The 19,798-nt window shown below is 70.3% G+C and carries 18 protein-coding genes; 12 read left to right on the top strand and 6 right to left on the bottom strand.

Annotated elements, in window-relative coordinates; translation table 11 throughout:
- Positions 1-5: 5 nt before the first annotated feature.
- Genes DNK54_RS01130 through DNK54_RS01120 form a run of 3 tightly spaced genes read right to left on the bottom strand, consistent with a single transcriptional unit; the run spans position 6 to position 1,374 of the window.
- Positions 6-485 (bottom strand): barstar family protein, encoded by a 480-nt coding sequence (locus tag DNK54_RS01130; protein ID WP_275426238.1) that lies wholly within the window; start codon positions 483-485, stop codon positions 6-8.
- Positions 482-1,015 (bottom strand): guanyl-specific ribonuclease, encoded by a 534-nt coding sequence (locus tag DNK54_RS01125; RefSeq protein ID WP_239459844.1) that lies wholly within the window; start codon positions 1,013-1,015, stop codon positions 482-484. Before DNK54_RS01125 ends, DNK54_RS01130 begins: the two co-directional genes overlap by 4 nt.
- Positions 1,012-1,374 carry an Rv2175c family DNA-binding protein gene (locus DNK54_RS01120; RefSeq protein WP_110205119.1) on the bottom strand — a complete coding sequence of 121 codons (363 nt, stop codon included), beginning with the start codon at positions 1,372-1,374 and terminating at the stop codon, positions 1,012-1,014. Before DNK54_RS01120 ends, DNK54_RS01125 begins: the two co-directional genes overlap by 4 nt.
- A 186-nt stretch (positions 1,375-1,560) precedes the next feature.
- On the opposite strand from DNK54_RS01120, the gene DNK54_RS01115 reads away from it, so the two are divergent.
- From DNK54_RS01115 to DNK54_RS01085, 7 genes are all read left to right on the top strand, one after another.
- Positions 1,561-3,687 carry a Stk1 family PASTA domain-containing Ser/Thr kinase gene (locus tag DNK54_RS01115; RefSeq protein ID WP_162602258.1) on the top strand — a complete coding sequence of 709 codons (2,127 nt, stop codon included), beginning with the start codon at positions 1,561-1,563 and terminating at the stop codon, positions 3,685-3,687.
- Positions 3,688-3,713: 26 nt separating this feature from the next.
- The gene (locus tag DNK54_RS01110) at positions 3,714-4,616 is read left to right on the top strand and encodes a deoxyribonuclease IV (RefSeq protein ID WP_110205118.1); all 903 of its coding nucleotides are present in this window, start codon (positions 3,714-3,716) and stop codon (positions 4,614-4,616) included.
- On the top strand, positions 4,616-5,512 hold the full coding sequence (locus DNK54_RS01105; protein WP_110205117.1) for a DMT family transporter: 897 nt from the start codon (positions 4,616-4,618) through the stop codon (positions 5,510-5,512). Before DNK54_RS01110 ends, DNK54_RS01105 begins: the two co-directional genes overlap by 1 nt.
- A 150-nt stretch (positions 5,513-5,662) precedes the next feature.
- Positions 5,663-6,706 (top strand): 3-deoxy-7-phosphoheptulonate synthase, encoded by a 1,044-nt coding sequence (gene aroF / locus DNK54_RS01100; protein ID WP_110205116.1) that lies wholly within the window; start codon positions 5,663-5,665, stop codon positions 6,704-6,706.
- Positions 6,707-6,769: 63 nt separating this feature from the next.
- Entirely contained in the window at positions 6,770-7,768 is a 999-nt protein-coding gene (locus DNK54_RS01095; RefSeq protein ID WP_110205115.1) for an NADase-type glycan-binding domain-containing protein, read from the top strand.
- Between the two features lie 127 nt (positions 7,769-7,895).
- On the top strand, positions 7,896-9,794 hold the full coding sequence (locus tag DNK54_RS21215) for a zinc ribbon domain-containing protein (protein ID WP_204164375.1): 1,899 nt from the start codon (positions 7,896-7,898) through the stop codon (positions 9,792-9,794).
- A gap of 151 nt (positions 9,795-9,945) precedes the next feature.
- Complete coding sequence (locus DNK54_RS01085; RefSeq protein ID WP_110205114.1) at positions 9,946-11,358, top strand: zinc ribbon domain-containing protein; 1,413 nt, start codon at positions 9,946-9,948, stop codon at positions 11,356-11,358.
- Here DNK54_RS01085 and DNK54_RS01080 read toward each other — a convergent pair.
- Positions 11,338-12,330 carry a threonine aldolase family protein gene (locus tag DNK54_RS01080; RefSeq protein WP_110205113.1) on the bottom strand — a complete coding sequence of 331 codons (993 nt, stop codon included), beginning with the start codon at positions 12,328-12,330 and terminating at the stop codon, positions 11,338-11,340. The genes DNK54_RS01085 and DNK54_RS01080 overlap by 21 nt on opposite strands.
- A 160-nt stretch (positions 12,331-12,490) precedes the next feature.
- On the opposite strand from DNK54_RS01080, the gene DNK54_RS01075 reads away from it, so the two are divergent.
- Positions 12,491-12,727, top strand: coding sequence for a hypothetical protein (locus DNK54_RS01075; RefSeq protein ID WP_110205112.1), 237 nt, complete (start codon positions 12,491-12,493; stop codon positions 12,725-12,727).
- 61 nt (positions 12,728-12,788) lie between these two features.
- On the opposite strand, the gene DNK54_RS01070 is transcribed toward DNK54_RS01075, so the two are convergent.
- Complete coding sequence (locus DNK54_RS01070; protein ID WP_110205111.1) at positions 12,789-14,120, bottom strand: class II 3-deoxy-7-phosphoheptulonate synthase; 1,332 nt, start codon at positions 14,118-14,120, stop codon at positions 12,789-12,791.
- A 70-nt stretch (positions 14,121-14,190) separates the two neighbouring features.
- Positions 14,191-15,630: an APC family permease gene (locus DNK54_RS01065; RefSeq protein ID WP_110205110.1), complete on the bottom strand. Its 1,440-nt coding sequence runs from the start codon at positions 15,628-15,630 to the stop codon at positions 14,191-14,193.
- 182 nt (positions 15,631-15,812) lie between these two features.
- On the opposite strand from DNK54_RS01065, the gene DNK54_RS01060 reads away from it, so the two are divergent.
- The 4 genes from DNK54_RS01060 to DNK54_RS01040 all read left to right on the top strand — a co-directional run bounded on the left by DNK54_RS01060 (position 15,813) and on the right by DNK54_RS01040 (position 19,784).
- A complete protein-coding gene (locus DNK54_RS01060; RefSeq protein ID WP_110205109.1) occupies positions 15,813-16,655 on the top strand; it encodes a DUF1028 domain-containing protein in 843 nt (280 codons plus the stop codon).
- Positions 16,655-18,124 carry a glycerol kinase GlpK gene (gene glpK, locus DNK54_RS01055; RefSeq protein ID WP_110205108.1) on the top strand — a complete coding sequence of 490 codons (1,470 nt, stop codon included), beginning with the start codon at positions 16,655-16,657 and terminating at the stop codon, positions 18,122-18,124. The genes DNK54_RS01060 and glpK overlap by 1 nt, the downstream gene beginning before the upstream one ends.
- A 3-nt stretch (positions 18,125-18,127) precedes the next feature.
- Entirely contained in the window at positions 18,128-19,015 is an 888-nt protein-coding gene (locus DNK54_RS01050; protein ID WP_110205107.1) for a hypothetical protein, read from the top strand.
- A gap of 544 nt (positions 19,016-19,559) precedes the next feature.
- Positions 19,560-19,784 carry a hypothetical protein gene (locus DNK54_RS01040; protein WP_110205105.1) on the top strand — a complete coding sequence of 75 codons (225 nt, stop codon included), beginning with the start codon at positions 19,560-19,562 and terminating at the stop codon, positions 19,782-19,784.
- Positions 19,785-19,798 lie beyond the last annotated feature (14 nt).

The raw sequence follows: 19,798 nt of genomic DNA, 5'->3' as shown, positions 1-19,798 counted from the left end.
GGTGGTCAGAGCTCCTCGACTCCGGGCAGCTCCGGCCCTGCTCCTCGCAGCAGCACGGCGAACCGGCCGGTCCCCTCCGCGCTGTGCCCCTCCGCGCTCGCCGCGCTGTGCCCCTCCGCGCTGTGCCTCTCCGCGCTCGCCGCGCTGTGGTCGGTGAGCACCGCCAGGACCCCGAGGAAGCCGGCAAGGTCCTCCTCCAGCAGCACCGCCCAGCCGTCCCAGAGCAGCACGGTGTCGACGGTCAGGTCGGCCAGGCAGTCGGCGAGAGCGTCGAGGTTGCGGCCGTAATGCTCGGGGAACGACAGCGCCTCGCCGAACGCCGTCAGCACCTGGTCGCGGCCGGTGAGCGTCCACCCGTCGACGGCGCCGAAGGCCCATCCCGCAGAAGCGACGGCGCGGCGTACCTCGTCGGCGGGCTGGTTGCCCGCCCACCGCCAGACCGCGGGCGTCTCGCGGCCGGCGAGCAGCGCGGCGAGCCCGCTCACCAGTCGATCCGCTCGAAGGAGGCGTAGTGGTCGCCGGTCCAGTAGTACTCGTCGTCGGCACCCGTGACGATCCGACGGGCGCCGCGATCCCGGGAGCCCGGCGTCGGCACCGTGTACTCGCGGTAGTAGCCGCGTGCCTCGCGCGGCAGGATCCCCTCGTAGTTGCCGAAGGTGACCCCGTCGCGGTCGTAGGGGAAGGGACCACCAGCGTCGATCAGCTCGAGCGTCTCCTCCGCCTCGGGCGGAAGCTCGGCAACGCTGACCCAGCGCAAACCGGAGGCCACGTCGATGTCGAGCGTCTGAGCCGCCGTCGGGGTCGTGGAGGCACTGCTCGTCGGCCGAGGACCCGTGGAGGGGGTCGTCGTCACACTCGGGGCGGGCGAGGGGCTCGACTCGCTCCCCGCCACCCGGTCACCGGGCCCAGGGTCATCGGGTGCGTCGCCGGCACCCTGGAACCACCAGAGGAGCACCGCCACCACCGCGACAAGCGCGGTGCCGACGACCCGCAGGGTGCGCCGGTCGATCGTCACAGAGCGATCGCCTGGGCGCGCCGTTTCGCCTCCGACCCGCGGTTCTCCCGCAGCGCGTCGATCGGGCGACCGGGCAGGTCCTGGTCGGTGAAGATCCACTCGATGCACTCGCGGTCGGACCAACCGCCGTCATGGAAGGTGGTGAGCAGACCGGGCAGGCCCTTGACGATGACGCCGTCCTGGATCATCTGGGCGGGGATCTTCAAGCCCTCGCCGTCCCGGGGCGCCGCGGTCGCCAGCTGATGGTCCTTGAGCATCGTGCGCAGCTTGTTGACGCTGACGCCGAGCGCCTGTGCGGCCTGGGACCAGTCGAGCCAGTCGGGCACCAGGTCGGCGAGGTCGGGAGCAGAGTCGTTCATGCGTCCCAGCCTGTCATCCGGAGCATCGCTCCGCCACGCCGACCCTCGTCGAAGGTGGGGTGGTGTGCCGCGCTTTCGTAGGATGACCCCGGCGGACCCTTCCCCTCCGCTGAGTCGCGATCTTCTGGCCCGGGCAGGCACCGGTCCGCTGGGCCGGGGCTGAGTTGGAGCGTGAGGACGACAGAAGTGGACCGATCACCCGTCGCGGACCCGGACGACCCGCTGGTCGGCCGGCTCCTGGACGGTCGCTACCTGATCGGCGAGCGGATCGATCGCGGCGGCATGGCGACCGTCTACCAAGCACTCGACCAGCGCCTGGAGCGCACGGTTGCCGTCAAGGTCATGCACCCCGGGCTGGGTGACGACGAGGAGTTCGCCGCACGCTTCGTGCGCGAGGCCCGGCATGCCGCCCGGCTCTCGCACCCCAACGTCGTGGCCGTGCACGACCAGGGACGCGAGAACGGGACCGTCTTCCTGGTCATGGAGTACGTACCCGGCCACACCCTGCGCGACGTGATCCGCGCCGAGGCGCCGCTGCCGCCGCGCAAGGCGCTGGCGCTCGCCGAGCCCATCGTCGCCGCGCTGGCGGCTGCGCACGAGGCCGGGCTGATCCACCGCGACGTGAAGCCGGAGAACGTGCTGATCTCCGATCGCCCCGACGGCGCAAAGGTGAAGGTCGCCGACTTCGGACTGGCAAAGGCGATCAGCGCCGACACGCAGCACACGGCAACCGGCGGCGTGCTGATCGGCACCGTCTCCTATCTCGCCCCCGAGCTCGTCGTCGATGGGCGCGCCGACACCCGCGCCGACGTCTACGCGCTCGGCGTCGTGCTCTTCGAGCTCCTGACGGGGAAGCGCCCGCACGAGGGCGAGTCACCGATCCAGGTGGCCTACAAGCATGTGCACGAGGACGTGCCGCCACCCTCCTCGCTGGTCGACGGCGTTCCGGACTACGTCGACGCACTCGTGGCCCGGGCCACTGCCCGGGATCGCGAGCATCGCTCCGCCGACGCGCGGGTGCTGCTGCGACAGCTGCGGCGGGTGCAGACCGCACTGGCCGCCGGCACCGCCTCCGACCCCGATCTCGTCGCCGACCTGGCACCGCCGCGAGCCGCCGCCGACCCCGATCCGGACGGCTCCCGGCACGACACGGCGCGGGACCCGTTCGTCGACGCCCCGCCCGTCGTGCCGACCCCGGCTTCGGAGACCACCCCGAGAACGCCGCCACCCGATGCGGATCTCACCAGCGCCTTCGCGGTCGAGCACCTGGCTCACCTCGCCTCTCCGGGCGTCGCCCCCTCCCGCCCCGGCCCAGGGCCGGCGACCAACCCCCGCACCGATCCCGTCCGTGCCGGCCGGCCGGGCGGCGTAGGCCCCGGGGCACCGGCCGTACCGCTCCCGCCCGCGGGAGCTCCGCGCCGACGCCGCGGTCCCTGGATCTGGCTGGTCGGCGCACTGGTCCTGGCCCTGCTGGCAGGATTCGGCTACTGGTTCGGCATCGCCCGCTGGACCTCGACTCCCGCCGTGCTCGAGTACACGCAGGCGGACGCCCAGCAGAGGATCGAAGACGCCGGTCTCACCTTCGAGCTCGGCGACCCCGAGTACTCCAACGATGTGGCCGAGGGCCTGGTGCTGCGTACTGATCCGGGGCCGGGCGACCGGGTGCTCGACGGCGGCACCGTCACCGTCATCCTCTCCCTCGGCGAGGAGCTCTACCCCATCCCGACGGTCGCCGACCTGAGCGAGGACGACGCGCAAGCCGCGCTGACCGAGCACTTCCAGTACGACGAGACCAAGGAGATCTGGTCGGAGTCGGTGCCGGCCGGCACGGCGATCCGCGTGGAGGTCAACGGTCGCACCGTCGAGGCCGGTGAGCAGAAGCCACCCAGCACCCGGGTCACCCTGGTGGTCAGCAAGGGTCGCAAGCCGATCCCGGTCAAGGACTTCACCGGCAAGCAGCTCACGCAGCTGCAGGCCTACGCGAGCAAGCGCAAGCTGCAGCTCGACACCGAGGAGGTCTACGACGACACGGTGAAGAAGGGCCTCGTGGTCTCCCAGAACCCGACCAGCGGCACCCTCTACCGCGGTGAGTCCATCACCGTGAAGGTCTCGAAGGGACCGGAGCTGGTCACCGTGCCGTCGACCCGGGCGAAGGGTGTCCGAGCGGCCACCGACATGCTGGAGGACCTCGGCTTCAAGGTGAAGACCCGCCCCCACCCCAACGGGGTCGGCTTCGGCATCGTCACCTCCTCCGACCCGCCGTCCGGGGCACGCGTCCCGAAGGGCAGCACGATCACACTGATCGTCTTCTAGTCGGGGCCTCCGAGTACTCTTCGCGGGTGCTCGACGACCTCTCCCCCGCTCACCGCAATCCGATCGGCACCCACCTTCCCGTGGGCAAGGGCCTCGCCTCCGGTGCACTCACCGATGCTCTGGCCATGGGCTGCGAGACGCTTCAGGTCTTCGTCGGTAATCCGCGCGGCTGGGCGTTGTCGCCGGGCAAGCCCGACCAGGACGCCGCTTTCCGAGAGCGCAGTGCCGAGCTCGGGGTGCGTTCCTTCATCCACGCGCCGTACCTGGTCAACCTCGGCTCCCCGACGGAGAAGACCTACCTCAACTCGGTGTCCGTCGTCGCCCACAACCTGCGTCGCGCGACCGAGATCGGCGCCGAGGGCGTCGTCGTCCATACCGGCTCGTACGTCGACCCGGAGGGCGGACCGGAGCGCCTCGCCGCTGCGATGAGACAGGTGCACGACGGCCTGGTGCCGATCCTGGAGGCGCTGGGCGACGCGCCCGAGGCCCCATGGTTGCTGATCGAGCCGACCGCGGGCCAGGGCCGGTCGCTGTGCGCAGGGATCGACGACCTGGCGGCGTACCTCGAAGCCCTTGAGCACCACCCCCGCGTGGGGATCTGCCTCGACACCTGCCACGTCTTCGCCGCCGGCGAGCCACTCGACGAGGCGGGAGGGGCGAGTCGGGCGGTGGACCGGATCACCGAAGTGGCCGGCGCCGGACGACTCCGGCTGATCCATGCCAACGACTCGAAGGACGTGCGCGGAGCCAACCTCGACCGCCATGAGCAGATCGGTGCCGGTCATATCGGCACCCAGGCGTTCGCAGAGCTCTTCACCCACCCGGGCACCACCGGCGTTCCGTTCATCCTCGAAACCCCCGGCTCCCGCGAGCCCGGCAATGCCGACCTGGCGCTGCTGAAGGAGCTCCGCTCCGGCGTTGCCCGCTGATGCGGGAGCGCACCGCCACTCGGTGGGCCACCGTGGCCCTGCTGGCCATGACGGCATCGTGGGGCTCGACGTTCTTTCTCATCAAGGACCTCTCCGAGCGGGTCAGCGCGCTGGACTTCCTGGCGATTCGCTTCCCCATCGCGACCGCCGTCCTCTTCCTGCTCTTTCCCCGCGCCGTCTTCCGACTCCCCCGTGCGTCGCTCCGTCATGCCGCGCTCCTGGGCGCGCTGTACGCCGTCGCACAGATCGTGCAGACGATCGGCCTCGCCCACACGGCGGCGTCCGTCTCCGGGTTCATCACCGGCCTCTACGTCGTGCTCACACCGATCCTCGCCGCGCTGCTGTTGCGCACCGCGATCGGCCGGCTCACCTGGGCCGCCGTTCTCATCGCCGTCGCAGGCATCGGAGTGCTCACTCTGCAGCCCGCCGGGCTCGTCTTCGACTACGGCGAGCAGCTGACCCTGGTGGGAGCAGTCATCTACGCGCTGCACATCGTCGCGCTCGGCGCCTGGTCGCGACCGGAGCATGCGATGGGCCTGGCGATCGTGCAGCTCGCGGTGATCTCGCTGATCTGTCTGCTCGGTGCCGCCCCCTCCGGGATCGACCTGCCCAGCCGAGGCACAGACTGGTTGTCGATCCTCTACATGGCCGTCTTCGCCGGTGGCTTGGCGATTGCCGGTCAGACCTGGGCACAAGCCCACCTGACCCCCACGCGCGCCGCGATCGTGATGAGCATGGAGCCGGTCTTCGCCGCGACCTTCGCGGTGCTCGCCGGCGCCGAGTCGATCACCGGGCGACTCGCGCTCGGCGGCTTGCTCGTGGTCGGCGCGATGCTGCTCTCCGAGCTCGCTCCACGGCGAAAGGTGGAGGGCGAGGTGCCGCATCTCGCGGTCTGAGTCCAGCCCGCTACGTCGTCGTTCGAGAGACCGGCTCGGTCAACGTTCCGAGAACCGACGGAATCAACGTTCCGCATACCGACGGAATCAACGTTCCGCATACCGGAAATACCCGTCTCGCCGCGTGGCGCGACGGCTACGCTCCGAGGCATGGTCGTCGTCATGTCCCCGGATGCCACCGACGAGGACATCGCCCAGGTCGTAACTCGCGTCGAGAGCGTCGGCGGCGAGGCGTTCGTCAGCAAGGGCGTGATGCGCACCATCATCGGCCTGGTGGGTGACATCGAGTCCTTCCACCACCTCAATCTGCGGACGCTGCGGGGCGTCGCCGACGTACGACGGATCTCCGATCCCTACAAGCTGGTCAGCCGCCAGCACCACCAGCAGCGCTCGACGGTCTGGGTCGGTCCGGCAGGCAAGCAGGTGCCGATCGGCCCCGACACGTTCACCTTCCTGGCCGGCCCGTGCGTGGCGGAGTCCGCCGAGCAGACCGTCGAGGCCGCGCGGATGGCGCAGTCTGCAGGCGCCACGATCCTGCGTAGCGGCAGCTACCGCCCCGGGGTCGCCCCGCACGGCTTCGCCGGCATCGGCGCCGCCGGGCTCGAGACCCTGACCGCGATCCGGGAGACCACCGGGATGCCCGTCGTGACCGAGGTGATCGACACCCACGACGTCGAGGCACTGGCCGAGCACGTCGACATGATCCAGGTCAGTGCCCGTGACATGTCGAACTTCGGTCTCCTCCAGGCCGTCGCGCAGGCAGGACTGCCGGTGCTGTTGCGGCGCGGCATGTCCTCCACGGTCGAGGAGTGGCTGATGGCTGCCGAGTACATCGCTCAACGCGGCAACCTCGACATCGTGCTGTGCGAGCGCGGGATTCGTACCTTCGAGCAGTCGACACGCAACACCCTCGACATCTCCTCGGTCCCCGTGGCCCAGGTGGCCAGCCATCTCCCGGTGATCGTGGACCCCTCGCATGCCGCCGGGCGTACCGACTTGGTGGTGCCGCTGTCGCGAGCGGCGATCGCCGTCGGCGCCGACGGCATCGTCGTCGACGTCCATGCCGATCCTGAGGTCGCGCTGTGTGAGGGACAGCAGGCACTCTCGGGCAGCGAGCTGCGCGCCCTGGCGCAAGCGGTACGTCAGCTTCCCAAGACCGTCGGACGGCTCCCGGCCCGCGACCTCGCCCGCTGACGTCGAACGGTTCAGGTACCCTCCCCCGGAACGGCGCGGAAGGACCCGCCGGAGGGACAAGAGATGAGCTTCTGCACGAACTGCGGTGCCCAACTCGGCTTCGGCCGGTTCTGCACCAACTGCGGCGCGCCTGTCGCGCCCCCTGCGGACTCCACGTCGCCCGAGGCCGACATCGACACCACCAGCGTCCGACTTCCCCGGGTGCAGCCCGACGCATCCAGCGGTCCCCGCTTCCCCCTCTACGCGGCTCCGACCGACGCCGTCCCTGCCGAGGCGCCGGCCCCGAGCACCGACCCGGTGCCGGCGGCGTACCCGATGGCCGCCCCCACCCCCACGCCCGCTGGCGGGCGACGCGAACGGCGACGCTCTCCGTGGCCCTGGGTAGCGGTGGTGCTTCTCCTCCTGCTCGGTGGCGCGGGCGGGGCGTGGGCCGTCCTCCGCGACAACGACGACGACAACGATGCCCGCGGCGCCGACGCGCCGGCCTCGACGACGCCACCGACCGACGAGCCCACCACACCGAGCCCGACACCCACGGAGTCCGACGGCCCGTCCCCCACCGTTCCTGACGAGCCACAGGGCAAGCCGGTCGACCTCGCCGCGGAGGCTCAGGTGAAGGCACCTCGTCCTACGGCTCCCGGCCAGTCGGTCGGCGGAGCGAAGGTGAGCTATCCCCCGACCAACATGCTCGACGGCGACCCGGCCACCGCCTACCGAATCGACGGCAACGCCGCCGGCACCACGATCACCTTCACCTTCGACTCTCCCGTGACGATCCGCGAGATCGGGATGATCAACGGCTATGCCAAGACCGAGGGCAAGGGCGCGAAGCGACGCGACTGGTACGCCAGCAACCGCAAGGTGACGCTCGTGGAGTGGGCGTTCGACGACGGCACGGTCGCCGAGCAGAAGCTGCGCAACACCACCGACCTCCAGGTGATGCAGGTGACCGCGACACCGACCCGCACGGTGCGGCTCACCCTGGTGGAGGTGAGCGAGCCAGGCCCCGATCCGCGCAACACGACCGCCATCAGCAGCGTGCTGCTCCGCGGACACCGCTGACAGGGTTTCCCGGCCGTCGCTTGCGGGTAGAGGCCGCGCAGTGGGCGTCAACGCGCCGTTCCGAGGCACTCAGTGACTAGTCTGAGCGCATCGCAAGTTCTCCCGAGCAACGATCGGAGTCATCACCATGACCCCCTGCCCGCATTGCGGAGCGGCGACCACGCCTGGTGCGCCCTTCTGCGGCTCGTGCGGCCGCCAGTTGGCACCCGCCAGCACCCCTGACCCGAACGCCACCCAGGTGCGCCCGGCGACTCCGAACCCGAGCCAGCCGCTCGACCCCTCGTCGGCCGAGACCGCCTACGCACCGCAGCCGCCTGCCCAGCCGCAGCCCCCCGCGGCACCGCAAGCCCAGCAGTGGGGCCAGCCCCAGGACCAGCAGCCTCAGCAGCCGCCCGCCCAGCAGTGGGGCCAGCCCCAGGGCCAGCAGCCGCCACAGCAGCAGTGGGCGCAGCCTCAGGCGCAGCCCGGTCAGCAGGGCTGGGGGCAGCCTCAGGGACAGCAGCCGTACGGCGCCCCTCAGCAGCAGTGGGCACAGCCCGTCGGTGGCAACAACCTGCCGAAGATCAACGTCGCCGCCCTTCTCGGTGGCAACTGGATCGGCATGGGCATGGTGGCCGGCGCAGCACTGGCAGTAGCGCTGGTGGTCAACCTGCTGATCGCCTTCACGATGGCGGACGACCTCAAGGTCGGCAGCGCGATCGCCCTCGCCTTCATGCTGGCTGGCGCCACCTTCGGTCCGGACCTGCGGGTCGACCTCGGCGACGACATGGGCCAGTCGATCGGCCAGTATCCCTCGCTGGCCACCCTGCTTGCCCTCGGCGTGGCGGTGTTCCTGTTCCGGCGCTTCACCGCAGGTCACCGCGACGTCCGCCTGGGCCTCGGTGACGCGGCACGGGTCGGCGTGATCCTCAGCGCGGTCAGCACGGTCCTGGCGATCATCTTCACCGCGGTCAAGCCCGAGATCGAAGGCTACGACGGCAACAGCATGGGCCTGGTCGGTTCCAGCGGCGAGACCGGCCTGTCCATCGCCGGAGCGATCTTCCTGCCGTTCCTGCTCTCCTTCACCGTGCTCGCGCTCTCCTGCCTCGTGCGCGGCGACTGGATGCAGGGTGTCTTCGCCAAGATCCACGCCTGGATCGCTGCACCGCTCTACGGTGTCGCGGCGCTGGCCGCGCTGACCCTCGGTGCCGGCCTGATCTACCTGATCTGCGCCATCATCGGCGACGACGACGCACGTGACTTCAACGCCATCATGGGCATGGTCGGTGTGCTGCCCTCGCTCGGCATCTTCATGATCACGCTGGGCGTCTTCAGCCAGGTCGGCAGCAAGACCAAGTACGACGGCGACACCGACAAGTCGTTCGACCGCCTCGGTGACTTCGCCGACGACCACGGCGCCATCTTCTGGATCGCACCGGTCGTCGCCATCCTCGTGGCCGCCGCGATCGCCTATGTGGTGATCATGAAGTCGACCGACCGCACCAAGGTGCAGCGCAACATCCTGGTCCTCTTCGGCGCCGTTGTGGTGGTGTTGCCGTTCCTGATCCGGATCGCCAACGTGCACTTCAAGCAGTGGAACGACGACGACGACGCCACCTCGATGGCCGGCGCAGACGGCTTCCAGACCGTGCTGCTCTTCCTGGTCCTGACCGCGATCATGTCCGCCGTGATGCTGGTAGTCACCGGCAACCTCGATGTCAATGCGGTCAAGGCCAAGGCGCAGCAGGCCGCCAGCCAGGCGCAGGCGCAGTATCAGCAGCAGCAGGCCCAGTGGCAGCAACAGCAGGCCCAGCAGCAGGCCCAGGCCCAGCAGTGGCAGCAGCAGCAGGGACAGCAGCAGTGGGGCCAGCAGCCTCCCGCTCAGCAACCGCCCGCCCAGCCGGGCCAGCAGCAGTGGGGCCAGCAGCCTCCCGCTCAGCAACCGCCCGCCCAGCCGGGCCAGCAGCAGTGGGGCCAGCAGCCTCCGGCACAGCAGCCGCCCGCCCAGCCGGGCCAGCAGCAGTGGGGCCAGCCCCCGCAGCAGTGACACAGCCGTCAGGCTGAGCGAGCGCCCCGCAGTCGACCCACGACGGCGGGGCGCTCGTCTGCTCTCCCCCGGCTGTGGAGGAGCACCCGCATGAGGTCGGTGATGAGGTCTAACCTCAGGCGACACCAGGAAGGGCCGACGAGGAGGATCCATGAACTTCTGCCCCGGCTGCGGACGCCCGGCCACCCGCGATGCCTTCTGCCCTCAGTGCGGCAGCCCTCTCGCACAGGCGACGCCGTCTCCTCCGCGCATCGACCTCGGCGTCCTGGTGCGGGGCAACTGGCGGGCCGCGAGCTTCACGGCCCTGAGCGCGCTGCTGCTGGCGTTCCTCTCATCCGGGGTGCTGCTCTGGATGGCCGATCCACCTGAGACCAACACCTCCGAGCGCCTCACCCTGACGATGGTCTCGACCACCGCTGCCTTCGGAGCGGGAGGCGAGGCCCGGCTCACGGCCTCCTCCGAGGGGACGCGGCTGGTGATGGACGCGTCCGGCAACGTGATGCCGCTGACGATCACTCTCGTCGCCCTGGGCACTGCCGTCCTCGTGTTCCGACGCCTCACCCGCGGCTACCCGAGCATCGGATCCGCCGTCGGCGACGTGCTCCGCACCGCGGGGATCTTCGCTTCGCTCCTGCTCATCGTGGCGATCGCCTTCCGGGGAGACGACCCGGAGCACCGGGTGGCACGCGCGATGGACTTCGAGGACGCCGACCGCCTCTCGTGGGGTGCTTCCCCCGGCGTCGCGTTCGTCATCGGGTTCGCAACCATGACCGTGACCCTGCTCGCGGCCTGCTTCGTCCGCGGCGACTGGCTCGGTGAACGCCTGACCCGCCTGCACGACCATCTCGGCGCTCCCCTAGCCGGCTTCGGCGCGTTCCTCGCGCTGCTGCCTGTCGTCGGGGTGATCGCCTGGGCCAGCTTCTGGCAGACCGCGACCGGCGAGCCGGGCGAGGACTCGCTCCGTGGGGCCCAACTCCTGGCTTTGTGGATCTCCACCCTTGGCACCGCAGGCCTGGCCTACGTGCACGGCGGTGCCGGTGCCAGCGCAGGCAGTCGGTGGGAGATCGACGCCGAGCTTGCCGACGATGCAGCCCGGGGCTCGCAGACCGAACGCCTGGGCTATGCCGTCGACCAGACCGACGCCTGGGGTCTCTGGCTGGCAGTCCCGACGCTGGCCCTGGTCCTCCTGCTCACGACGTTCGTGGTCGCTCGGGTCGCCCGTCGCTCCGCACGGCCGCAGCTAGGCATGCTCTGGTGGCCTGTGCTCATGCTCGGGTGCGTGCCGCTGCTCACCCGAGCCGCCTCGGCGCGTGGGTCGTTCTCGATCGAAGGCACCGGAGGCTTCGGCGACCAGCACGTGGTCTACGGCGGCAGCGGCTTCTTCGGTGTGTCGTTCGCAGCGAGCCTGCTGCTGCCCCTCCTAGCCGTGCCGGTCACGCTGCTGATCGGCACGATCACGCGCACCCTCACGCCGACGCAGCTCGCCCGAGCGGTGCGCACCGCAGCGAGCCGCCTCCAGGAAGCGCCTGAGCCACCGCCGTCGTCAGAGCGAGGCCAGCACTGACGCCGCGCGCTCGGTGTCGGCGGCGCTCACATCGAGGTGGGTCACGAGTCTGATCGTCTCCGGACCGACCGCGCTGATACGTACACCGGCATCTCCGGCACGGGCGACGTACGCCGCGGCGTCGGGTCGTGAGGCGACGACGATGTTGGTCTCCACCTCAGCCGGGTCGGTGCCGACCGCCTCGGCAAGGAGGCGCGCGTGAGCGTGGTCCTCGGCCAGGCGCTCCACATGGTGATCGAGCGCGTGCAGGGCAGCGGCGGCCAAGACACCGATCTGGCGCATCCCTCCGCCGAGGCGCTTGCGCCAGGTCCGGCATTCCGCGATCGTCTCCGCGCTGCCCACCACCATCGAGCCGACCGGGGCGCCAAGCCCCTTGGAGAAGCAGACCGCCAACACGTCGACCTGCGTTCCCCACTCCGCCAGCGGCACTCCGGTCGCCACGTGCGCGTTCCAGAGCCTGGCGCCGTCGAGATGGAGCCGGGCACCGACAGTGTCGGCGTAGCTCCGAAGCTCGCGCATCGTCTCGATCGGGGTGACCGATCCGCCGCTGAAGTTGTGGGTGTTCTCGACCGAGATCGCCTTGGTCCGCACGAAGTAGGGGCCGAGGTCGGGAGCGAAGAGACGCCGGATCTGCACGAGGTCCGGCAGGCCGCGGGAGTGGCTCCAGGTGCGGGTGGTCAGCCCGGTCACGGCGCCGTGCGCACCCAACTCGGCACGCACGATGTGGGCAGACGCCTCGCAGAGCACCTCTTCGCCTTCGCCGGCCAGCGTGCGCACGGCGAGCACGTTGGCCATGCTCCCGGTCGGGGTGAACAGCGCCGCTTCATGACCGAACAGCTCCGCGACTCTCTCCTCGAGCTGTCGCGCAGTGGGGTCCTCTCCGTACACGTCGTCCCCGACCTCCGCACGAGCCATCGCGGCCCGCATGGACTCGGTGGGACGGGTCACGGTGTCGGAGCGCAGATCGATCACGCTGCCACCTTAGAGAGCAGAGGGAAGCGCCGGTCAGCCGGCTCTCTTGTCTCTGGCTACAAGCGGGCGCGGCTTCTTCGTTCGATCGGACCTAGGAGTGCCGCCAGCGCGTAGGTGATCGTCGACGTGCACCAGATCACACGCATCCACGGAGGAATCCATGAGCCCCACCACCGCACTCGTGCCGCTCTTCGCGTTCATGCTGCTGCCGCTGATGATCCCCGTCGCAGCGGTCGCCATCGGTGCCGTCACGGATCGCCTGACACCGGGCCGGAAGTCGGCGGCGACCCTTGCCGTCGACGCAGCCAAGGAGCGCACGTCGGCACTCCGCGACGTCGGCGTCGTTACGGACATCCCGGCCGCACGGCACCGGGCCGAGGACGGCATCGCTGCCTGAGTACGCGTACTGAGAGTGGGGCCTGGCCGCGCCAGGAGCCCCGCAGCCGACCCGGCGCCCGTCAGCGCTGACGCAGGGTCTCGGCGACCAGGAAGGCGAGCTCGAGGGACTGCACCCGGTTCAGGCGCGGGTCGACGACCGACTCGTAGCGGTGGGCCAAGCCCTGCTCGTCGATCTTCTCACCGCCGCCGACGATCTCGGTGACGTCGTCCCCGGTCATCTCCACCATCATGCCGCCGGGCACGGTGCCCAGCGCCCGGTGCACGTCGAAGAAGCCCTGCACCTCGTCGAGGACGTCGGAGAAGCGGCGGGTCTTGTAGCCGTTGGACGTCTCGAAGGTGTTGCCGTGCATCGGGTCGGTCACCCAGGTCACGTTGACGCCCTCGGCGGCCACCTTCTCGACCAGCGGCGGCAGGACGTCGCGGATCTTGCCAGCGCCGAACCGGGTGATCAGCGTGAGCCGGCCCTCCTCGTTCTCCGGGTTGAGCTTCGAGGCGAGCGAGAGCACGTCGTCCGGCGTCGCGGTCGGCCCGACCTTGCATCCGATCGGGTTGCGCAGGTGGCGGAAGTACTCGACATGAGCGCCGTCCAGCTGCCGGGTCCGCTCGCCGATCCAGAGGAAGTGACCCGAGACGTTGTAGGGCTCATCGGTGCGCGAGTCGATCCGGGTCATCGCGTGCTCGTAGGGAAGCAGCAGCGCCTCGTGGCTGGAGTAGAAGTCGACCCGGTGGAACTCGTCGGGGTCGGCGCCGATGGCGCGCATGAACTCGAGCGCCTTCTCGATCTCGTTGGCCATCTGCTCGTAACGCTGCGCGAACGGCGAGTTGCGGATGAAGTCGGTGTTCCAGGTGTGCACCTGGCGCAGGTCCGCGTAGCCGCCGTTGACGAAGGCGCGGATGAGGTTGAGCGTCATCGCCGAGGCGTGGTAGACGTCCACGAGACGCTGCGGGTCGGGGATCCGCGACTCTTCGGTGAACTCGAAGCCGTTGACCGCGTCACCGCGGTAGGCGGGCAGGGTGACGCCGTCGCGGGTCTCGGTGTCGGAGGAGCGCGGCTTCGCGTACTGACCGGCCAGGCGGCCCATCTTCACGACCGGCATGGAGCCCGCGTAGGTGAGCACGACGGCCATCTGCAGGAGCACCCGCAGCTTGTTGCGCACGTTGTCGGCAGCGACGCTGTCGAAGGTCTCCGCGCAGTCGCCCCCAGCAAGCAGGAAAGCCTCACCCCGCCCGACCGCGGCGATCTTGTCCTGGAGCTCGTCACACTCACCGGCGAACACGAGCGGCGGGAATCCTCGAAGCGTGGCCACGGCGGCGTCGACCGCGGACGGGTCCGGGTAGGTGGGCTGCTGCGCTGCACCCTGAGCCTGCAGGGTCGCCAAGTCGGGGATCACTCCCCCAGCCTACGCGGGACGCTCTGCGCGCTCGTACGTGCGTCGCCTGGGTGGGACGCCGACGCCCGCGTCAGTCGTCGCCGAGGTGCTCCACGTCGGTGAACCGGCCACCCTCCGGGCGATGCACGATCATCGTGAGCACCCAGAGCACGATGCCGACCGCCAGCAACCCGCCGGCGATCTTGTACTGGATCATGTCTGCCTGCAGCCGGGCCCAGGGGCCAAGCAGGTAGGCACACGCGATCGCACCGACGACCGGCACCCACGACGGGGCCTTGAACGTGCCCGGCTTGCCGGGATCGCGGCGCAGGATCAGGACGGCGACGTTCACGAGGGTGAAGACGGCCAGGAGCAGCAGGGCGGTCGTACCGGAGAGGGCGCCGACGATGGTGCTCTCCGACTGGGTGCGCACCACGATGATCAGTGCGAGCGCGAGGCCGGTGGTGAAGATGATGGCGGCGTACGGCGACCGGCGACCAGGGAGCACCTTGCCCAGAACCGGAGGCAGCACGTCCTGCTTCGCCATGCCGTAGATGAGTCGCGACGCCATCAGCATGTTGATCAGTGCGGTGTTGGCCACGGCGAAGACGGTCATGAACGGGAAGAACTTGTCGATCGGGATGTCGGGTGAGCCGATCCGCACCACGTCGAGCAGGGCCCCGGCCTCCGGATTGACCGGATTGAGGATCTGGCCGGTCGGCACCACAGCGACCACGGAGACCGCGACCAGCATGTAGATGACCACCGAGATGCCCAGGCCGGTCAGCATCATCCGCGGGAAGATCTTCTCCGGCTCCTTGGTCTCCTCGACCATGTTGACCGAGTCTTCGAAGCCCACCATGGAGAAGAAGGCGATGGCGGTGGCGATCGTCACGGCCATGAAGAGGCCCTTGTCGTCGGGGGACTCGAAGACGGTGATCCGGTCGAGGCCCTCGCCGTCGCCACGGCCGATCACCCAGATGCCGATGGCGATGACGATCGCCAGAGCCGCCATCTCGATGAACGTGAGGATCACGTTGAACTTCACGCTCTCCCCCACGCCGCGCAGGTTGATCAGGGCGAGCAGCACCATGAAGGCCAAGGCGACCAGCAGTGTCGCGGTGTCTCCGGTCGGCACTCCCGGCACTACCTCGTCCAGCCCGATGAGCAGGTTCGAGGCGAGCAGGCCGGAGGAGGTCGAAGCGCTGGTGATGCCCGAGCAGACCACGGTGAAGGCCACCAGGAAGGTCACGAAGTGCACGCCGAACGCTTTGTGCGCATAGAGCGCGGCACCTGCCGCCTGCGGATACTTCGTCACCAGCTCGAGATAGCTGTAGGCCGTCAGCGTCGCCACAGCGAAGGCGACGAGGAACGGCAGCCAGGCGATGCCGCCGACCTGGCCGGCCAGCTTGCCGGTGACGGCGTAGACGCCGGCGCCGAGGATGTCGCCGACGATGAAGAGCAGCAGCAGGCCGGGGCCGAGGACCCGCTTCAGCTCAGGGTCCCGCTCCGGGGCGTTGGCCTCGCTCATCCGCACTCCTTCCGAGATCCCGGCGGCCCTGTCGTCGCCGTGTGCTCCAGGTCACTCTTCCCTGCCGTGTACCCCAGTGGCAACCACCGCAGCCCGCGTGCCGGAGGTCGATCTCCGGCCTCCGGTTAGGCCTGAGGTTGCGCCGGCGTCCACCCGCGCAGCGCAACCTCTAGGCTGCGGCCATGACCTTCTCGATCGTCGCTCGGTCCGCAGACGGTGAGTCCTGGGGCGTCGCCGTCGCCTCGAAGTTCCTGGCCGTGGGGAACGCCGTCCCCGCCGCGGTCGCCCAGCTCGGCGCGATCGCCACCCAGGCGGAGGCGAATGTCGCCTTCAAGGGCATGGCCCTGGCCCATCTCGACGAGGGTGCCACCGCCGGTGTCGCGTTGCAGCGGCTCCTCGAGGAGGATCCCGACCGCGACCATCGCCAGGTGGGGATCGTCGACGGGGAGGGCAACGCGGTCTCGCACACCGGCAGCGCCTGCTATCCGTGGGCCGGAAGCGTCGTCGGTGACGGCTACGCGATCCAGGGCAACGTCCTGGCTGGTCCCGAGGTCGTCGCAGAGATGGAGCGCGCCTTCCTCGCCAGCGACGAGAGCGCTCTCCTGGCTACACGACTCCTCGCCGCGATGGACGCCGGCGAAGCAGCCGGGGGCGACCGACGGGGGCGCCAGTCGGCGGCGATGCTCGTGGTCAAGGACGGCGCCGGGTACGGCGGCCAGGACGATGTGGCGGTCGACCTGCGGGTCGACGACCACCCGGAGCCGCTCACCGAGCTCGCCCGGCTGCTGGAGCTCAACGACCTGTTCCTGACCGCCTCGACCGAGGAGGACAAGATCCCCGTGACGCCGGAGCTCGACACGGAGATCACTCGGCTCGTGCAGGCCCTGGGGCACGAGGACCTGCGCGCCTGGACGGGCCACGAGAACTTCGAGATGCGGGTGGCCCCCACCGGCTCGTGGATCGACCGCCGTGTGCTGACGATCCTGCGGCGTACCGGGGAGGCCGCCGCCGGAGGAGAGGGCTGATGGCCGTCCTCGCCATCGACGCCGGCACGACCGGCGTCACCGCGCTGCTGATCGACGAGCACGGCTCGATCGTGACCAAGGCCAACCAGGAGTTCGCCCAGCACTTCCCCCAGCCCGGCTGGGTCGAGCACGTGCCGGAGGAGATCTGGCAGGCCACCTTGGAGGCGACGCGGACCGTCCTGGCGGCGTACGACGGCGAGGTGACGGCGGTCGGGATCACCAACCAACGCGAGACGATCATGCTCTGGGACCGCGAGACGCTGGCGTCCCCGCGGCGGGCGATCGTCTGGCAGGACCGGCGCAGCGCCCAGATCTGCGCCCGCCTGGAGGAGGCCGGCCACGGCCCCCGCGTCACAGAGCTGACGGGACTCCGTCTGGACCCATACTTCTCCGCGACGAAGTTGCGCTGGCTGGCCGAGCACGAGCCCAACACCTGGGCGCTGGTGGAGTCGGGCCGCTACGCCATCGGCACCGTCGACTCCTATCTGGTGGCGCGGATGACGCGGGGCACGTGGCACGTCACGGACGTCTCGAACGCCAGCCGGACACTGCTCTTCGACCTCGAGGCCGGGGACTGGTCCGACGAGCTGTGCGACCTCTTCGGCGTACCTCGCGCGGCTCTGCCGGAGCTGGTGCCGAGCTGGGGCGTCATCGCCACCACGGACCCGCGGACGTTCTGCGGACTCTCCGTGCCGATCGCCGGCATTCTCGGCGACCAACAGGCGGCGCTCTTCGGACAGACCTGCTTCGACCCCGGCGACGCCAAGTGCACCTACGGCACCGGGTCGTTCATCCTCACCAACACCGGACCCGACCTGGTGCGCAGCGACGCCGGACTGTTGACCACAGCAGCATGGCGCTCCCCCGACGGCACGCTCAGCTACGCCCTCGAGGGGTCCATCTTCGTGACGGGCGCCGCCGTCCAGTGGCTGCGCGACGGGCTGCAGATCGTCGGCTCTGCCGCAGAGACCGCCGCGATCGCCGCGACGGTGGACGACACCGAGGGCGTCGTCTTCGTGCCGGCGCTGACCGGCCTCGGTGCACCCCACTGGGATCCGCATGCCCGCGGCCTCCTCATCGGCCTCACCCGCGGTACGACACGCGCGCACATCGTGCGGGCGACCTTGGAAGCGATCGCCTTCGAGGTCCGGGACGTGATGGAGACGCAGGGCGCAGCAGCCGGCGGTGCCCTGCGCGTCGACGGTGGCGCCGCTGCCAACGACCTGCTCTGCCAGGTGCAGGCAGACCAGCTCGGGATCGCCGTGGAGCGTCCTCGGATCGTCGAGACCACCGGGCTGGGCGCAGGCTTCCTCGCGGGCCTGGGCACCGGCGTCTGGTCGTCGACCGAGGACCTGCGTGACACCTGGCAGCTCGACCGGCGGTTCGAACCCGCGGCCGACCGGAGTCGCGCCGACTCCGCACACGAGCGCTGGCTGACTGCCGTCGATCGTGCCAAGGGCTGGGCCTGAGCGATGACCGACGGCCTGGCCGACGTCGCAGACCGGCTCTACGGGCTTCCTCTCTCGGAGTTCACCCCCGCCCGCGACGAGGTGGCCAAGGCGCACCGCACCACGGACCGCGCCTTCTCCGACGCCGTACGCGCGTTGCGCAAGCCGTCCACCGCGGCTTGGGTGGTCAACCTCTTGGTGCGCCGCGACCCGGGCCAGGTCGATCAGGTGCTGGCCGTCGGAGCAGCGCTGCGCGAGGCGCAGGCGACACTCGCCGCCGACGAGTTGCGCGCCCTGACCCGGCAACGCCGCCAGCTCACCGCAGCAGTGACGCAGCGGGCGCGCACCGTCGCGCTGGAGCACGGCCAGCGGGTCACCCAGGCTGTCGCCGATCAGGTGGAAGCGACGCTGACCGCGGCGATGATCGACGAGGGGGCGGCTGCCGCCGTACGCAGTGGACTCCTGGTCGCACCGCTCGCCGCCACCGGGGTCGAGGCGGTGGACCTCTCGGCTGCGGTGGCGCTGCCGGAGCTGGTGGACTTCACACCGAGCCCTCTCGCCGAGCCTGTGCCAGGGCGTCCCGAGCTCCATGTGGTGCCCGACCCGGATGCCGAGGAGAAGCGCCGCGCCGCCGCGCGGGCCGAGCTCGAGTCGGCCTCCGAGGAGCTGAGCACCGCCGCGGACGCCGTCAGGACTGCTGAGGAGGAGCTGGCCTCCCTGGAGGCACGGAGCCTCCAGCTCCAATCGGAGATCGAAGAGCTGCGACGACGGCTGGCCACGCTGGAGGCGGATCAGGAGGAGGTCGACGCGCACCTGGGCGACGCCGGCGATGCCCTGCGGGACGCCCGAACCGATCTCGCCGCCGCCACCTCCGCGCGAGACCGTGCCCAGGCCGCCCTCGACCGACTCTAAGCATCGGCGCGAACCGTGCCTGCCAACGGCGGGGCAGCGTGTTGCGCGAGGCCCGCTCGTACGCCGCCTCGATCCGCCCGACCACCAGCTGCCGGTTGTGCAACTCCCCACCGACGACGGAGAAGTACTCGAGGCCGTGGTTGCGCAGGCTGACCTCGCGCGTGATGTCGTTGGCTCGCGAACGCGTCGCACGGTGGTGCCATCCGTCGTATTCGCCGACGACGCCGGAGGCGGGGTCGAGCAGATCCACGCGTCCCAGGAACAGGCCCGAGTCGCTGTAGAGCTCGACGTTCGGCACCGGTGGCCCGAGGAGCGCATCCAGTTGCCAGAGCAACCGAAGTCCAGACTCCGGCGGTGACTCGGCACCGGGTTTCGCCAGGTCGAGGGCGCGGCGTGCCAGCGCTACCCCTGGCACTGCGTGCACTCCGTCGAGCCACGCGCGGAACCCGCGCATCGTGGTCAGCCCCGCATGGAGGACCATGTCGATGGCAGCGACCGCGGGACGCAGCTGATGACGTGACCGGATCTCGTCGAAGAGCGCTTGATGCACCTCGGTGCACGGGACCCCGTGGCGCACGACCAGTCGTTCGGGTTCGACGTCGGTGCGCAGCAACCGCGCGTCGTCGGGGAGTCTGATCTGGCGGGGACTCACCACGAGCACCGGCAGGTCCCTGCCCCGGGAGTCCCGCCCCTCGAACCACCGCGCGCCGGCGAGGTGGAGCGCTGCCCATCCGCTGACGGCACCGGGCCGGTCGCCGAGGCGGAGTGAGGCCTCCAGGATAC

The organism is Nocardioides daejeonensis, from assembly GCF_003194585.1.
GTDB lineage: Bacteria > Actinomycetota > Actinomycetes > Propionibacteriales > Nocardioidaceae > Nocardioides > Nocardioides daejeonensis.
Note: the sequence above shows the minus strand (reverse complement) of the source record. Positions and strands in the feature narration are given on the sequence as shown.

Excerpts from the sequence above, each read along its gene's own strand:
- DNK54_RS01120 (WP_110205119.1), bottom strand. The coding sequence starts at position 1,374 with ATGAACGACTCTGCTCCCGACCTCGCCGACCTGGTGCCCGACTGGCTC.
- DNK54_RS01105 (WP_110205117.1), top strand. The coding sequence starts at position 4,616 with ATGCGGGAGCGCACCGCCACTCGGTGGGCCACCGTGGCCCTGCTGGCC.
- aroF (WP_110205116.1), top strand. The coding sequence starts at position 5,663 with ATGGTCGTCGTCATGTCCCCGGATGCCACCGACGAGGACATCGCCCAG.
- DNK54_RS01095 (WP_110205115.1), top strand. The coding sequence starts at position 6,770 with ATGAGCTTCTGCACGAACTGCGGTGCCCAACTCGGCTTCGGCCGGTTC.
- DNK54_RS21215 (WP_204164375.1), top strand. The coding sequence starts at position 7,896 with ATGACCCCCTGCCCGCATTGCGGAGCGGCGACCACGCCTGGTGCGCCC.
- DNK54_RS01085 (WP_110205114.1), top strand. The coding sequence starts at position 9,946 with ATGAACTTCTGCCCCGGCTGCGGACGCCCGGCCACCCGCGATGCCTTC.
- DNK54_RS01075 (WP_110205112.1), top strand. The coding sequence starts at position 12,491 with ATGAGCCCCACCACCGCACTCGTGCCGCTCTTCGCGTTCATGCTGCTG.
- DNK54_RS01065 (WP_110205110.1), bottom strand. The coding sequence starts at position 15,630 with ATGAGCGAGGCCAACGCCCCGGAGCGGGACCCTGAGCTGAAGCGGGTC.
- DNK54_RS01060 (WP_110205109.1), top strand. The coding sequence starts at position 15,813 with ATGACCTTCTCGATCGTCGCTCGGTCCGCAGACGGTGAGTCCTGGGGC.
- glpK (WP_110205108.1), top strand. The coding sequence starts at position 16,655 with ATGGCCGTCCTCGCCATCGACGCCGGCACGACCGGCGTCACCGCGCTG.
- DNK54_RS01050 (WP_110205107.1), top strand. The coding sequence starts at position 18,128 with ATGACCGACGGCCTGGCCGACGTCGCAGACCGGCTCTACGGGCTTCCT.
- DNK54_RS01040 (WP_110205105.1), top strand. The coding sequence starts at position 19,560 with ATGCACCTCGGTGCACGGGACCCCGTGGCGCACGACCAGTCGTTCGGG.